The sequence below is a fragment of the Pseudomonas sp. DY-1 genome, from assembly GCF_003626975.1.
GTDB lineage: Bacteria > Pseudomonadota > Gammaproteobacteria > Pseudomonadales > Pseudomonadaceae > Metapseudomonas.
The window spans coordinates 1,861,582-1,876,813 of sequence record NZ_CP032616.1 but is presented as its reverse complement, the minus strand read 5'-3'; the positions used below and the strand labels follow the sequence as shown (position 1 = coordinate 1,876,813).

The window sequence follows — 15,232 nt, the reverse complement described above, 5'->3', positions numbered from 1 at the left end:
GAGGCTCCGCCTTAGCGATACTCGCAGAGATAGGCGGTGTCCTGAGCCACTTTCAGCTGGAACTTGCTGTTGGCCGGCACGGTGAACTGACTGCCGGCGGCGAAGGTTTCCCAGTTGTCGCTGCCCGGCAGTTTCACGGTCAGTGCGCCGGCGATGACATGCATCACTTCCAGCTGGCTGGTGCCGAATTCGTACTCGCCTGCGGCCATCACTCCGATGGTGGCCGGGCCTTCGGTCATGCCGAAAGCGATGGATTTGACGGTGCCGTCGAAGTATTCGTTGACCTTGAACATGCTGGGCTCCTGGATGGGGTCTGAAAGGGCCCGACAGTATGCCCAACGAGAATTTCAGCGTCACTAGCTCCGGCGCATTCAGGCGGGTAGCACGAGCGGAAGCAGGCGGGCGGTATTACGGGCGTCTTCGAGGGCGCGGTGCTGCTGACCCTGGAAGTGCAGCCCTGCCAACTGCAGGGCCGTGTGCAGGCCAACTGCGTGTTTGAGCTGGCGCGCTTCCGCAAAGCGCTGCTTGAGATTCACGTGAGGAGCCACGGCCAGCAGGCTGTCGAGTCCATGCCGTTGCCATTCTTTCTCCAGCTGGCGGCGGTCATAGTCGCCCCAACTCACCCAACCCACCAGGCGCGGGCTGTGATGGCTGAGCCAGCGCTCGAAGGTCTCCCATACCTGCGGCAGGCTGGCGGCTCCATCCACGTCGGCCTGGCTGATGTGGGTGAGTTGGCGGCAGAACCCAGTCAGGCAGGGGCGGCGTGCAGGTCGTACGAAACGTTGAAAGTGGTCGACCTCATGTCCGTCGGCGCGGACGACGGTCGCTCCGATCTCGATGATCTCCATTTCTTCCAGGGGCCACCCGCCTTCTTCGGTAGTGGCTTCCAGATCGATTACCAGCCAGTGCGGCATGGGGTTCTCCTTGGCAAGGGGCGGTCGGGGCCAGCCTGGAGCGAGTATGGTGGCGCTTTCGCGGGGCGGCAAACTGCGTGTTAGGCTTTTCCGCAGGTCGACGAAGGAGAAGAACAATGGCTGAAGTAGCGTTCATCGGTTTGGGGGTCATGGGTTTCAACATGGCCGGACACCTGGCCTGCGAAGGGCATTCGGTACGGGTCTACAACCGGTCGCCGGGCAGGACCACGCTGTGGTGCGATGAGTTCGGCGGCGATGCCTTCGCCACGCCTCGTGAGGCGGCAGAGGGCGCGGAGTTCGTGATGGTCTGTGTTGGCAATGACGATGATTTGCGCGCTGTCCTGCTTGGGGCGGATGGCGCTTTCGCCGGCATGGCACCCGGCTCTATCCTGGTGGATCACACCACGGCTTCGGCGGATGTCGCGCGTGAAATGGCCACCCTGGCGGCTGAGCGGGAACTGGGTTTCCTCGATGCCCCCGTTTCTGGCGGTCAGGCTGGCGCTGAAGCGGGCATGCTCTCGGTGATGGTGGGTGGCGAGCAGGTGTTCTACGACCGTGCCGCGCCGGTGATCGACAGCTACGCCAAACTGATTCGACGCATGGGGCCCGTGGGCAGCGGACAACTGACCAAAATGGTTAATCAGATTTGCGTCGGCGGTCTGCTGCAAGGGTTGGCCGAGGCGCTGCACTTCGCCCAGTGCGCCGGGCTGGATGCACAGGGCGCCATGGAAGTGGTCAGCAAGGGGGCTGCGCAGTCCTGGCAGCTGGAACACCGACACCAGACCATGCTGGATGGCAAATTCGATTTCGGCTTCGCCGTGGACTGGATGCGCAAGGACCTGTCCATCGTCCTCGACGAGGCGGCTCGCAACGGCGCGCAATTGCCTATTACGGCACTCGTCGACCAGTTCTACGCTGAGGTCCAGGCCATGGGCGGTGGGCGCTGGGATACTTCCAGCCTGATCGCCCGATTGAAGAAACCCGCGTAGTGCTCGAACGCTAGGACGCCGAGAAAAGGTCTGCCTAGGAAAAAATCGGCGAGGACGTGGAGTTAACGACTGTTAATGAGCAGTCTGAGTCGATTTTTGGCGACGCATGGTCGAAGCGCAGGCGAGCCTAGCTGCGGAAAATGAAGTAGACCGCGCCTAGTAGGCACAGCCCCGCCCAGAGATAGTCCAGCTTCAGCGGCTGCTGCATGTAGAGCACGCTGAAGGGGACGAAGATCGCCAGGGTAATCACTTCCTGCATGATCTTCAGTTGGCCGACCGAGAGCTCGGTATAGCCGATGCGATTGGCCGGCACCATGATCAGGTACTCGAACAGCGCGATACCCCAGCTGATCAACGCGGCAATGATCCAGGGCTTGGTATTAAGGGTCTTTAGATGGCCATACCAGGCGAAGGTCATGAAAACGTTGGATAGGGTGAGTAGGGCGGCGGTCTGCATCCATACCGGCATGATCTGGGGCTCTGTGTCGTTGGAAGCGTGCAAGCCTAATGGGTGTTGTTATTCAAGGAAAGGGGCGGGCCATGGGGTTTTGGCGTGGGCTGGGTTTCTTCGCACTGCTGCTGCTCGCGGTGGCAATTACAGTTTTGCGTGGTCTCGATGCCTGGCGCACGAAGCCGGTGATTGCGGAGCTGCATCTGCCGCCGGCCTTCATGGTGGCGCGCGACTTCGATTTCGGTCGCTACAGGCTTTCCTGGAGTGGTTCGGGGTTCGGGGTCTACGCGCAAAAACGGCCGGAAAAAACGCTCTGGGCTGCTGAGGGTGGTTTTCTAGCGGCTGGTGTGGGGAGAAAGGCACCGTCCCTGCTGCAGCAAGAGCTACTGTGTCGCGACCAGAGTCTGGAGTCAGTAGAGCGCTTGGGTGACAGGCTGCTGCTGAAGGGGCATCTGCGCTGTGCAGATGGCAGCCTGAGCGGATACACGTTGTCCCTCGAGGATGATGGCGAGCGCGGGTTGCTGCTGAAGGTGACGCTGGGCGAGCCGAAGCTGAACCGGCTTTACCTGAGCTGGCGGCGGGACTTGGGGGAGCGCGTTTATGGCTTTGGCGAACTCTCCGGTGCGTACGACATGTCCGGTCGACGCCTGGTGGTGCTGTTGAGTGGTGATTCAGATGTAGGGGAGGGTGGTCGGAGCATCATTGCGACCCAGGCGTTTTACCTGACGTCAGGCTTGCGGGCTTTTCATAGCCAATCTGTGGCCTATCAGGTGTTCGACTTGCGAGATCCCCAACGCATAGGACTTGAAGTGCACGAAGGGCAACTGAGCGCACGTATCTACAAGGGCGAAACTCCACAAGAGCTTCGTGCGCACCAGGCGTCGGTGGTTGGGGTCATGTCCACACCGGCTCCGTCCAAGTAAAATGCGCGTTTGTTCCAGCATTCCTGCCGTCCGAGGTCGTTCGCCATGCTCTGCCGCCCAGGCTGCGGTGCTTGTTGCATTGCACCATCCATCAGTTCCCCGATTCCTGGCATGCCTTCGGGAAAGCCAGCCGGAGAGCGTTGTCTGCATTTGTCCGTCGAGAATCTCTGCCAGTTGTTCGGCGATCCTCGCCGTCCGGCTGTCTGTGGTGCTTTTGATGCAGATCCGGAAGTTTGCGGTGATAGCCGCGATGAGGCGATTCGCCTGCTCGGCTGGCTGGAAGAGGCAACCTCGGCCGCTTGATTTATTCGGCCGGCCCATCGCCGGTACTGTCCGAACAAGGAGAAATCATGAGATTCAAGTTTGTGGCGTTCTGCGCCTTGGGGCTTCTGGCGGTCTCAGGTGCTCGTGCCGAGGACTGGAAGCTGGCTAAGGACGAGGAGGGCATAAAGGTTTTCCTCAGCGAGGTGCCGGGATCCAGGTACAAGGCCTATCGCGGCGTCGTGACCATGAAGACGGATATCGCAACCTTGCGTGCCTTGCAGGAGGATGTCTCTGGATCCTGCGCCTGGATTCATGAGTGCAAGGACCAGAAGCTGCTCAAGAGTGACGGGGCGCAGAGCTGGACTTACACCCGATTCAATACGCCCTGGCCGGTAACTCCGCGGGATTCGGTGTTGCACGTCACTTCTGAGTTTGGGGCAGACGGTAGTGTCACGCGCTTACTGGAAGGCGTGCCCAAGTACCTGCCTGAGACAGATGGTTATGTCCGGGTGACCCAGGTGGATGGTTTATGGAAGCTTGTGCCTAAAGAAGCGGGGGAGGTGGAGGTGACTTACCAGGTGCATACCGAACCGGGTGGCAGCGTACCTTCCTGGTTGGCCAACAGCTTTGTGGTCGATGCACCGTTCAATACCCTCAAAGCGATGCGCCAGCGGGCGGAAAAGCGCTGAAAGGCTAGACGAAGTCGAAATAAAAAAGGCTGCCCATCGGCAGCCTTTTTTATTATGCGGTCGGCCTTACTTGCGGCCATCCAGCGAGACGAAGTCGCGCTTTTCGTAACCGGTGTACAGCTGGCGCGGACGGCCGATCTTGTACGGGCCGGAGAGCATTTCCTTCCAGTGCGAGATCCAGCCGACGGTGCGAGCCAGGGCGAAGATCACGGTGAACATGCTGGTCGGGATGCCGATGGCCTTCAGGATGATGCCTGAGTAGAAGTCGACGTTCGGGTAGAGGTTGCGCTCCTTGAAGTAAGGATCGTTGCGCGCAATCTCGTCGAGCTTCATTGCCAGCTCCAGCTGCGGGTCGTTGATGCCCAGCTCGGCCAGAACCTCGTCGCAGGTCTGTTTCATGACCTTGGCGCGCGGGTCGAAGTTCTTGTAGACGCGGTGGCCGAAGCCCATCAGTTTGAACGGGTCGTTCTTGTCCTTCGCCTTGGCGATGAACTTGTCGATGTTCGAGACGTCGCCGATCTCGTCCAGCATGCTCAGCACCGCTTCGTTGGCGCCGCCGTGCGCCGGGCCCCAGAGGGCGGCGATACCGGCAGCGATACAGGCGAAGGGGTTGGCGCCGGAGGATCCAGCCAGGCGTACGGTAGAGGTGGAGGCGTTCTGCTCGTGGTCCGCATGCAGGATGAAAATGCGGTCCATTGCCTTGGCCAGTACCGGGCTGATCGGTTTGATCTCGGCCGGGGTGTTGAACATCATGTGCAGGAAGTTTTCCGCGTAGTTCAGGTCGTTACGCGGGTACATCATGGGCTGGCCCATGGAGTACTTGTAGGCCATTGCCGCGATGGTCGGCATCTTGGCCACCAGGCGCATGGCCGAAACTTCGCGGTGCTGCGGGTTATTGATGTCCAGGGAGTCGTGGTAGAAGGCGGAGAGGGCACCGACTACGCCGCACATGATTGCCATGGGGTGGGCATCACGGCGGAAGCCGTTGAAGAAGCTCTTCAACTGCTCATGAACCATGGTGTGGTTCTTGATGGTGCCAACGAACTTGGCCTTCTCTTCAGCGTTCGGCAGTTCGCCGTTCAGCAGCAGGTAGCAGGTTTCCAGGTAGTCGGACTTCTCTGCCAACTGCTCGATCGGATAGCCACGGTGCAGCAGTACGCCCTTGTCGCCGTCGATGTAGGTGATCTTCGACTCGCAAGAGGCGGTCGACATAAAGCCAGGATCAAAGGTGAAGCAGCCCGTGGAGGTCAGGCCCCGCACATCGACTACATCGGGTCCCATGGTTCCGGACAGAACGGGCAGCTCTACGGGGGCTGCGCCCTCGATGATCAACTGCGCTTTTTTGTCAGCCATAGCGGCCTCCTAGTTATGCTTGAAATCATCAGACAGCCCCCCACGCAGGGCCCGGGACACTATAGAGGTATAAATTCGAATGTCAATTTGAAGAAACCCATGCGCCAGTGGGGTTTGCGTGGGTTTTTCGGCGCAAAAAGTGGGGCTATTTACGCCTTTTATATAGGCAGCGCAATCCGCTTTTAGGGGCAGGCGTTTGCATTGTCATTAGTCAGCTAACTGTCTATACTCAGCGCCCGATCGCCAGGGGCCCTGGGCCCATATTCTGGAGGTCGGCACTCCCTTTGGTGAGGGGTACCTGATCAGTGCACTTCCCGACAACTTGCCCTGTTTGTTAGGGGCCTCAGTGTGAAAAAAAAGCCGTGAATAGCCAACGACCTGTAAACCTAGATCTCAGGACCATCAAACTCCCCATCACTGCTTACACGTCCATCCTGCATCGTATCTCTGGCGTCATCCTCTTCTTCGGCATTGCCGTGCTGCTGTTCGCACTCGACAAGTCGCTGAGCTCCGAGGAAGGCTTCGAGCAGGTCAAGGCGTGCCTGACCAGTCCGCTGGCCAAGCTGGTGGTTTGGGGCCTCCTGTCCGCGTTGCTTTACCACTTGGTCGCCGGTGTGCGCCATCTGGTAATGGATGTGGGCGTCGGCGAGACGCTCGAGGGCGGTAAGCTGGGCTCGAAAATCGTCATCGTAGTTTCTGCGGTGCTGATCGTGCTGCTGGGGGTGTGGATATGGTAACCAACGTTACGAACTTCTCGCGTTCGGGTCTTTATGACTGGATGGCCCAGCGTGTTTCTGCGGTCGTTCTCGCGGCTTATTTCCTTTTCCTGCTGGGCTACCTGCTGTTCAATCCGGGTCTGACCTATGCCGAGTGGCACGGTCTGTTCTCCCACACCGCGATGCGCATCTTCAGCTTGCTTGCCCTGGTCGCCTTGAGCGTCCACGCCTGGGTCGGCATGTGGACCATCTCCACCGACTACCTGACGCCGATGGCGCTGGGCAAGGCGGCGACTGTCGTGCGTTTCCTGTTCCAGGCGGTATGCGGCATTGCGATGTTCGCGTTCTTCGTCTGGGGCGTGCAGATTCTCTGGGGTGTGTGATCCATGTCTAGCATTCGTACTCTTTCTTTCGACGCCATCATCGTAGGTGGCGGCGGCGCCGGCATGCGTGCTGCGCTGCAACTGGCCCAAGGTGGTCACAAGACCGCCGTGGTGACCAAGGTCTTCCCGACCCGTTCCCATACCGTGTCCGCCCAGGGCGGCATCACCTGCGCCATCGCTTCGGCCGACCCGAACGACGATTGGCGCTGGCACATGTACGACACCGTCAAGGGTTCCGACTACATCGGTGACCAGGACGCTATCGAGTACATGTGCTCCGTGGGTCCGGAAGCCGTGTTCGAGCTGGAGCACATGGGCCTGCCGTTCTCCCGTACCGAGCAAGGCCGCATCTACCAGCGTCCGTTCGGTGGCCAGTCCAAGGACTTCGGCAAGGGTGGCCAGGCTGCCCGTACCTGCGCCGCAGCCGACCGTACCGGTCACGCCCTGCTGCACACCCTGTACCAGGCGAACCTGAAGAGCGGTACCTCGTTCCTCAACGAGTGGTACGCGGTTGATCTGGTGAAGAACCAGGACGGCGCAGTGGTTGGCATCATCGCCATCTGCATCGAGACCGGCGAAACCGTTTACATCCGTTCCAAGGCCGTTGTTCTGGCCACTGGCGGTGCAGGTCGTATCTACGCCTCCACCACCAACGCCCTGATCAATACTGGCGACGGCGTGGGCATGGCCCTGCGTGCTGGTGTGCCGGTCCAGGACATCGAGATGTGGCAGTTCCACCCGACCGGTATCGCCGGTGCAGGCGTGCTCGTGACCGAAGGTTGCCGCGGCGAGGGTGGTTACCTGATCAACGCCCATGGCGAGCGCTTCATGGAGCGTTATGCTCCGAACGCCAAGGACCTGGCTGGCCGCGACGTGGTCGCCCGCTCCATGGTGAAGGAAGTGATCGCCGGCAATGGTGTGGGCCCGAACAAGGACCACGTACTGCTGAAGCTCGACCACCTGGGTGAGGAAGTTCTGCACAGTCGCCTGCCCGGCATCTGCGAGCTTTCCAAGACCTTCGCGCATGTCGATCCGGTCGTCGCACCGATTCCGGTTATCCCGACCTGCCACTACATGATGGGCGGCGTTGCCACCAATATTCATGGCCAGGCCATCACTCAGGACGCCAACGGCAACGACACCATCGTCGAAGGCCTGTTTGCAGTGGGCGAAGTGGCTTGCGTATCGGTACACGGTGCCAACCGTCTGGGCGGTAACTCCCTGCTCGACCTGGTTGTATTCGGCCGTGCTGCTGGTCTGCACCTGGAAAAGGCGCTCAAGGAAGGTATCGAGGCGCGCGGCGCCAGCGAGACCGACATCGAGCAGTCGCTCAAGCGCCTGTCCGGCGTCAACGAGCGTACCAGCGGCGAAGAAGTTGCCCCGCTGAGGCGCGAGCTGCAGCAGTGCATGCAAAACTACTTCGGTGTATTCCGTACCGGCGAATACATGCAGAAGGGTATTGCTCAGCTGGCTGAGCTGCGTGAGCGCATCGCAAACGTCAAGATCAACGACAAGTCTCAGGCCTTCAATACCGCGCGTATCGAAGCTCTGGAGCTGCAGAACCTGCTGGAAGTCGCCGAAGCGACCGCGATCGCTGCGGAAGTCCGTAAAGAGTCCCGTGGCGCCCATGCCCGCGAAGACTTCGAAGACCGCGACGACGAGAACTGGCTGTGCCACACCCTGTACTTCCCGGGTGATAAGCGCGTTACCAAGCGCGCCGTCAACTTCGCGCCGAAGACCGTTCCGGCGTTCGAACCCAAAGTACGTACTTATTAAGGGTGGCCGACATGTCCAAGACTCTTACTGTCAGCGTCTATCGCTACAACCCGGAGCGCGATAGCGCTCCGACCATGCAGGATTTCCAGGTCGACACCGACGGCAAGGACGTAATGGTCCTCGACGTACTGGCGCTGATCAAAGAGCAGGACGAGGGTTTCTCCTACCGTCGTTCCTGCCGTGAAGGCGTCTGCGGTTCCGACGGCATGAACATCAACGGCAAGAACGGCCTGGCGTGCATCACTCCCCTGTCCGCCGCTGGACTGAAGGGCGGCAAGCTGGTGATTCGCCCGCTGCCGGGCCTGCCGGTCATACGTGACCTGGTCGTCGATATGAGCATCTTCTACAAGCAGTACGAGAAGGTGAAACCCTTCCTGCAGAACGACACTCCGGCTCCGGCCATCGAGCGTCTGCAGTCCCCGGAAGAGCGCGAGAAGCTCGACGGTCTGTACGAGTGCATTCTCTGCGCTTGCTGCTCGACCTCTTGCCCGTCCTTCTGGTGGAACCCTGACAAGTTCCTCGGTCCCGCCGCACTGCTGCAAGCCTATCGCTTCCTGGCTGACAGCCGCGACAACAAGACCGAAGAGCGACTGGCTGCGCTGGACGATCCGTTCAGCGTGTTCCGTTGCCGCGGCATCATGAACTGCGTGAACGTTTGCCCGAAGGGACTGAACCCGACCAAGGCGATCGGTCACGTGCGTAACATGCTGCTGCAAAGCGGTACCTGATTCGATTGCTGTACCCGCAACACCTGCGACACCGGCCTGGCCGGTGTCGCAGTAAAACCAGGAACGCAGCTCACAAAGCCGTGTTCCTTATTTGAAAAATATATAGATGACCAGCAGGGGCAACCGGGCTGGTGCCCGGACTATCTGCGGGATCCTTGGTGGCTTTACCGAAGTCGCTGTGCCAGGACTTTTAAGCCCTAGTGGTGTCCATGCCGATGGTGTCCCCTTATCGAGGGTGACAAAGCATGCAAGAAAGCGAAATGCAGCGCATGTGGAACAGTGCCCACCTATCCGGTGGTAACGCTGCATATGTGGAGGAGCTCTATGAGCTCTACCTGCACGATCCCAACGCTGTGCCCGAAGAGTGGCGCACCTACTTCCAGAAGCTGCCGACCGACGGCAATCTTGCCACCGACGTTTCGCACTCCACCATCCGCGATCATTTCGTCCTGCTCGCCAAGAACCAGCGCCGCGCTCAGCCGGTTTCCGCTGGCGCTGTAAGCAGTGAGCACGAGAAGAAGCAGGTAGAAGTCCTGCGCTTGATCCAGGCTTTCCGCATGCGCGGCCACCAGGCATCCAAGCTCGATCCGCTTGGTCTGTGGCAGCGTCCGGTTCCGGCTGACCTGTCGATCCGTCACTACGGACTGACCGATGCCGACCTCGATACCACCTTCCGTACTGGTGAGCTCTACATCGGCAAAGAAGAGGCTACTCTGCGTGAGATTCAGCAGACCCTCAACGAGACGTATTGCCGCACCATCGGTGCCGAGTTCACCCACATCGTCGATTCCGAGCAACGCAAGTGGTTCCAGCAGCGTCTGGAGAGCGTGCGCGGCCGTCCGGCGTTCTCGCCGGAAGTCCAGAGCCATCTGCTCGAGCGTCTGACCGCTGCCGAGGGGCTGGAGAAGTACCTGGGCACCAAGTACCCGGGCACCAAGCGTTTCGGCCTGGAGGGTGGCGAAAGCCTGATCCCTCTGCTGGACGAGATCATCCAACGCTCCGGCTCCTACGGCCTGAAAGAAATCGTCATCGGCATGGCTCACCGCGGCCGTCTGAACGTATTGGTCAACACCTTCGGCAAGAACCCGCGCGACCTGTTCGACGAGTTCGAAGGCAAGAAGACCGAAGGCTTGTCCTCCGGTGACGTGAAGTACCACCAGGGCTTCTCCTCCAACGTCATGACCCCGGGCGGCGAAGTTCACCTGGCGCTAGCGTTCAACCCGTCCCACCTGGAAATCGTTTCCCCGGTGGTCGAGGGTTCCGTTCGTGCCCGCCAGGACCGTCGCCAGGACAAGGGCGGTGACAAGGTTCTGCCGATTTCCATCCACGGCGACGCCGCTTTCGCTGGTCAGGGCGTGGTCATGGAAACCTTCCAGATGTCGCAGACCCGTGGCTACAAGACGGGCGGCACCATCCATCTGGTGATCAACAACCAGGTTGGTTTCACCACCAGCCGTCCGGAAGACTCGCGCTCCACCGAGTACTGCACCGACGTCGCCAAGATGATCCAGGCGCCGATCCTGCACGTAAACGGCGACGATCCGGAAGCCGTACTGTTCGTTACCCAGTTGGCTGTCGATTACCGCATGCAGTTCAAGCGTGACGTGGTCATCGACCTGGTCTGCTATCGCCGTCGTGGTCACAACGAAGCCGACGAACCGAACGGTACCCAGCCGCTGATGTACCAGCAGATCAGCAAGCAGCGCACCACCCGTGAGCTGTACGCCGACGCCCTGAGTTCGTCCCGTGTGCTCGACACCGCCGCCATCCAGGCCAAGGTCGACGAGTACCGCACTGCCTTGGACAACGGCCAGCACGTGGTCAAGAGTCTGGTCAAGGAGCCCAACAAGGAGCTCTTCGTCGACTGGCGTCCGTACCTGGGGCACGCCTGGACCGCGCGCCACGACACCAGCTTCGAGCTGAAGACCCTTCAGGAACTCTCCGCCAAGCTGCTGGAGATTCCGGAAGGTTTCGTGGTCCAGCGCCAGGTCGCCAAGATCCTCGAAGACCGCCAGAAGATGGGCGCCGGTGCGATGCCGATCAACTGGGGCTACGCCGAGACCATGGCCTACGCGACCTTGCTGTTCGAAGGCCATCCGGTCCGTATCACCGGCCAGGACGTCGGTCGCGGCACCTTCTCGCACCGCCATGCGGCGCTGCACAGCCAGAAGGACGCCAGTACCTACCTGCCGCTGCAGCACCTGTTCGCTGACCAGCCGAAGTTCGATCTGTACGACTCCTACCTGTCGGAAGAGGCCGTGCTGGCATTCGAATACGGTTACTCCACCACCACGCCGAACGCGCTGGTGATCTGGGAAGCCCAGTTCGGTGACTTCGCCAACGGCGCCCAGGTTGTGGTTGACCAGTTCATCACCAGCGGCGAGCACAAGTGGGGTCGTCTGTGCGGCCTGACCATGCTGCTGCCGCACGGCTACGAAGGCCAGGGACCGGAGCACTCCTCCGCGCGTCTGGAGCGCTACCTGCAACTGTGCGCCGAGCACAACATCCAGGTTTGCGTACCGACTACCCCGGCGCAGGTCTACCACATGCTGCGTCGCCAGGTGATCCGCCCGCTGCGCAAGCCGCTGGTTGCCCTTACTCCGAAGTCCCTGCTGCGCCACAAGCTGGCCATCTCGACCCTGGAAGATCTGGCGGAAGGCTCGTTCCAGACCGTCATTGGCGAGATTGATGCGATCGAGCCGAAGAAGGTCGACCGCCTGATCCTGTGCAGCGGCAAGGTCTACTACGACCTGCTGGAGAAGCGTCGCGCCGAAGGCCGCGAAGATATCGCCATCGTGCGTATCGAGCAGCTGTATCCGTTCCCCGAGGACGATCTGGCCGAGGTTCTGGCTCCGTACAAGAACCTCAAGCACATCGTCTGGTGCCAGGAAGAGCCGATGAACCAGGGCGCCTGGTACTGCAGCCAGCACCACATGCGTCGCGTCGCGGCAGCCCACAAGAAAGGGCTGTTCCTCGAGTACGCGGGTCGTGAAGGTTCTGCAGCTCCGGCTTGCGGCTACGCCTCCATGCACGCTGAGCAGCAGGAAAAACTGCTGCAAGATGCCTTTACTGTTTAACGCCTTCGCGCTGAAGAAACCGAATTAGATAGGAACCCTGAATAATGGCTATCGAGATCAAAGCCCCCACTTTCCCGGAATCGGTTGCCGACGGCACCGTGGCTACCTGGCACAAGAAGCCGGGCGATGCGGTCAAGCGTGACGAACTGATCGTCGACATCGAAACTGACAAGGTGGTCATGGAAGTCCTCGCTGAAACCGATGGCGTCCTGGCTGAAATCGTCAAGAACGAGGGCGACACTGTGCTCAGCGGCGAGCTGCTCGGCAAGCTGAACGCCGGCGCCGCTGCCGCCGCCCCGGCCGCTGCTGCTCCGGCAGCCGCTCCCGCGGCCCAGGCTGCTGCTCCGGCAGCCGCTGCTGCCGACGACGCCATCCTTTCCCCGGCCGCCCGCAAGCTGGCTGAAGAGAACGGCATCGACCCGAACAGCATCGCCGGCACTGGCAAAGGCGGTCGCGTGACCAAGGAAGACGTGGTTGCCGCTGTCGAAGCCAAGAAATCCGCTCCTGCCGCTGCCCCGGCCGCCAAGCCCGCAGCCCCGGCTGCCGAGGCTCCGGTCTTCGCCGCTGGCGACCGCGTCGAGAAGCGCGTACCGATGACCCGCCTGCGTGCCAAGGTCGCCGAGCGTCTGGTCGAAGCCCAGTCCACCATGGCCATGCTGACCACCTTCAACGAAGTCGACATGACCGAAGTCATGGCGCTGCGTTCGAAGTACAAGGACCTGTTCGAGAAGACCCACAACGGCGTGCGCCTGGGCTTCATGTCCTTCTTCGTCAAGGCCTCCGTCGAGGCGCTGAAGCGCTTCCCGGCGGTCAACGCTTCCATCGACGGCAACGACATCGTCTACCACGGCTATCAGGACATCGGCGTAGCCGTTTCCAGCGACCGTGGCCTGGTGGTTCCGGTCCTGCGCAATGCTGAGCTGATGAGCCTGGCCGAAGTCGAGAATGGCATCGCGACCTTCGGCAAGAAGGCTCGTGAGGGCAAGCTGTCCATCGACGAGATGACTGGTGGCACCTTCACCATCACCAACGGCGGCACCTTCGGCTCGATGATGTCGACCCCGATCGTCAACCCGCCGCAGGCCGCCATCCTTGGCATGCACAACATCATCCAGCGCCCGATGGCCATCAACGGTCAGGTTGTTATCCGCCCGATGATGTACCTGGCTCTGTCCTACGACCACCGCCTGATCGATGGCAAGGAAGCTGTAAGCTTCCTGGTGACCATCAAAAACCTGCTGGAAGACCCGGCTCGTCTGCTGCTGGACATCTGATCGGCAGTCTCTCTTTACGGCGGCCCCCCTTACAGGGGCCGTCCGGTTTCATATGAGAAGGAATGAGTTATGACCCAGAAATTCGACGTGGTAGTGATTGGTGCGGGCCCCGGCGGCTACGTTGCCGCTATCAAGGCAGCTCAGCTCGGCCTGAAAACCGCCTGCATCGAGAAGTACCAGGACAAGGAAGGCAAGACCGCACTGGGCGGCACCTGCCTGAACGTCGGCTGCATTCCGTCGAAGGCGCTGCTGGACAGCTCCTACAAGTACCATGAGGCCCACGAGGGCTTCAAAATCCATGGCATCGAAGCCAAGGGCGTCACCATCGACGTTCCTGCCATGGTCGGTCGCAAGAACACCATCGTTAAGAACCTGACCGGCGGCGTCGCTACCCTGTTCAAGGCCAACGGCGTCACCCTGCTGGAAGGCCACGGCAAGCTGCTGGCCAACAAGCAGGTCGAAGTCACTGGTTCCGACGGCAAGGTGCAGATCGTCGAAGCCGAGAACGTGATCCTCGCTTCCGGCTCCAAGCCGGTAGACATCCCGCCGGCCCCGGTTGACCAGGACGTGATCGTCGACTCCACCGGTGCGCTGGACTTCCAGGCCGTTCCGAAGAAGCTGGGCGTTATCGGCGCCGGCGTCATCGGCCTTGAGCTGGGTTCCGTCTGGGCTCGCCTGGGTGCTGAAGTGACCGTCATCGAAGCACTGGACAAGTTCCTCCCGGCCGCTGACGAGCAGGTTTCCAAGGAAGCCCTGAAGGTCCTCACCAAGCAAGGCCTGAAGATTCGTCTGGGTGCCCGCGTGACCGGTTCCGAAGTGAAGAAGAAGCAGGTCACTGTGAACTTCACCGACGCCAACGGCGAGCAGAAGGAAACCTTCGACAAGCTGATCGTGGCCGTGGGCCGTCGCCCGGTAACCACCGATCTGCTGGCTGCCGACAGCGGCGTTACCCTGGACGAGCGCGGCTTCATCTTCGTCGATGACCATTGCAAGACCAGCGTTCCGGGCGTTTACGCCATCGGCGACGTGGTGCGTGGCGCCATGCTGGCCCACAAGGCCTCGGAAGAGGGCATCATGGTTGCCGAGCGCATCGCCGGCCATAAAGCCCAGATGAACTACGACCTGATCCCGTCGGTTATCTACACCCACCCGGAAATCGCGTGGGTCGGCAAGACCGAGCAGACCCTGAAGGCCGAAGGCGTTGAAATCAATGTCGGCACCTTCCCGTTCGCCGCCAGCGGTCGTGCCATGGCTGCCAACGACACCGCTGGTTTCGTCAAGGTGATCGCCGATGCCAAGACCGACCGTGTGCTGGGCGTCCACGTAATTGGCCCGAGCGCTGCCGAACTGGTCCAGCAAGGTGCCATCGGCATGGAATTCGGCACCAGTGCCGAAGACCTGGGCATGATGGTCTTCTCGCACCCGACCCTGTCCGAAGCGCTGCACGAAGCGGCCCTCGCTGTGAATGGCCACGCCATCCACATCGCCAACCGCAAGAAGCGCTGAGCAAGACCTCCTGCACAGACCGCGCAAGTGGCCAGTGCAGGATCCGGAACCACGGCGGGTTGCCCGTCGTGAGTTGCGGCCGACAAGGCAGCAGCTCACCGCGGAAAGCCCGCCGGACTGCCTTCAACTGCAGTCACAGGTGGCGCGGCACCACGAATGCAGCGCCGAAATGCGCAATACCTAAACGAA

15 protein-coding genes are annotated in these 15,232 nt (G+C 60.9%); 11 read left to right on the top strand and 4 right to left on the bottom strand.

Translation table 11 applies throughout. The features are described from left to right. Positions 1-11: 11 nt before the first annotated feature. Entirely contained in the window at positions 12-293 is a 282-nt protein-coding gene (locus D6Z43_RS09065) for a pyrimidine/purine nucleoside phosphorylase (protein WP_120651625.1), read from the bottom strand. 78 nt (positions 294-371) lie between these two features. Next, on the bottom strand, positions 372-914 hold the full coding sequence (locus D6Z43_RS09060; protein WP_120651624.1) for an exonuclease domain-containing protein: 543 nt from the start codon (positions 912-914) through the stop codon (positions 372-374). A gap of 116 nt (positions 915-1,030) precedes the next feature. Here D6Z43_RS09060 and D6Z43_RS09055 point away from each other — a divergent pair, with 116 nt between their 5' ends. Continuing rightward, the gene (locus D6Z43_RS09055; RefSeq protein WP_120651623.1) at positions 1,031-1,903 is read left to right on the top strand and encodes an NAD(P)-dependent oxidoreductase; all 873 of its coding nucleotides are present in this window, start codon (positions 1,031-1,033) and stop codon (positions 1,901-1,903) included. A 127-nt stretch (positions 1,904-2,030) separates the two neighbouring features. On the opposite strand, the gene D6Z43_RS09050 is transcribed toward D6Z43_RS09055, so the two are convergent. Continuing rightward, a complete protein-coding gene (locus D6Z43_RS09050; RefSeq protein ID WP_077525320.1) occupies positions 2,031-2,372 on the bottom strand; it encodes a DMT family protein in 342 nt (113 codons plus the stop codon). Between the two features lie 71 nt (positions 2,373-2,443). On the opposite strand from D6Z43_RS09050, the gene D6Z43_RS09045 reads away from it, so the two are divergent. The 3 genes from D6Z43_RS09045 to D6Z43_RS09035 are packed head-to-tail and all read left to right on the top strand — an operon-like array spanning position 2,444 to position 4,230. Next, positions 2,444-3,277 (top strand): hypothetical protein, encoded by an 834-nt coding sequence (locus D6Z43_RS09045; protein ID WP_120651622.1) that lies wholly within the window; start codon positions 2,444-2,446, stop codon positions 3,275-3,277. Positions 3,278-3,322: 45 nt separating this feature from the next. After that, the gene (locus D6Z43_RS09040; RefSeq protein WP_120651621.1) at positions 3,323-3,580 is read left to right on the top strand and encodes a YkgJ family cysteine cluster protein; all 258 of its coding nucleotides are present in this window, start codon (positions 3,323-3,325) and stop codon (positions 3,578-3,580) included. Between the two features lie 47 nt (positions 3,581-3,627). After that, positions 3,628-4,230 (top strand): START domain-containing protein, encoded by a 603-nt coding sequence (locus tag D6Z43_RS09035; RefSeq protein ID WP_120651620.1) that lies wholly within the window; start codon positions 3,628-3,630, stop codon positions 4,228-4,230. Positions 4,231-4,296: 66 nt separating this feature from the next. On the opposite strand, the gene gltA is transcribed toward D6Z43_RS09035, so the two are convergent. Next, a complete protein-coding gene (gltA, locus tag D6Z43_RS09030) occupies positions 4,297-5,583 on the bottom strand; it encodes a citrate synthase (protein WP_120651619.1) in 1,287 nt (428 codons plus the stop codon). Positions 5,584-5,945: 362 nt separating this feature from the next. On the opposite strand from gltA, the gene sdhC reads away from it, so the two are divergent. The 7 genes from sdhC to lpdA all read left to right on the top strand — a co-directional run bounded on the left by sdhC (position 5,946) and on the right by lpdA (position 15,043). Beyond that, a complete protein-coding gene (gene sdhC / locus D6Z43_RS09025; RefSeq protein ID WP_120651618.1) occupies positions 5,946-6,320 on the top strand; it encodes a succinate dehydrogenase, cytochrome b556 subunit in 375 nt (124 codons plus the stop codon). Then, positions 6,314-6,682, top strand: coding sequence for a succinate dehydrogenase, hydrophobic membrane anchor protein (sdhD, locus tag D6Z43_RS09020; RefSeq protein WP_069083276.1), 369 nt, complete (start codon positions 6,314-6,316; stop codon positions 6,680-6,682). Before sdhC ends, sdhD begins: the two co-directional genes overlap by 7 nt. A gap of 3 nt (positions 6,683-6,685) precedes the next feature. Next, entirely contained in the window at positions 6,686-8,458 is a 1,773-nt protein-coding gene (gene sdhA / locus D6Z43_RS09015; protein WP_120651617.1) for a succinate dehydrogenase flavoprotein subunit, read from the top strand. An 11-nt stretch (positions 8,459-8,469) separates the two neighbouring features. Next, complete coding sequence (locus tag D6Z43_RS09010; protein WP_120651616.1) at positions 8,470-9,186, top strand: succinate dehydrogenase iron-sulfur subunit; 717 nt, start codon at positions 8,470-8,472, stop codon at positions 9,184-9,186. A gap of 245 nt (positions 9,187-9,431) precedes the next feature. Beyond that, a complete protein-coding gene (locus D6Z43_RS09005; RefSeq protein ID WP_120651615.1) occupies positions 9,432-12,263 on the top strand; it encodes a 2-oxoglutarate dehydrogenase E1 component in 2,832 nt (943 codons plus the stop codon). A gap of 44 nt (positions 12,264-12,307) precedes the next feature. Then, positions 12,308-13,537 carry a 2-oxoglutarate dehydrogenase complex dihydrolipoyllysine-residue succinyltransferase gene (gene odhB / locus D6Z43_RS09000; protein WP_120651614.1) on the top strand — a complete coding sequence of 410 codons (1,230 nt, stop codon included), beginning with the start codon at positions 12,308-12,310 and terminating at the stop codon, positions 13,535-13,537. A 69-nt stretch (positions 13,538-13,606) separates the two neighbouring features. Then, positions 13,607-15,043, top strand: a complete 1,437-nt coding sequence (gene lpdA / locus D6Z43_RS08995; RefSeq protein WP_120651613.1) for a dihydrolipoyl dehydrogenase — start codon at positions 13,607-13,609, stop codon at positions 15,041-15,043. Positions 15,044-15,232 lie beyond the last annotated feature (189 nt).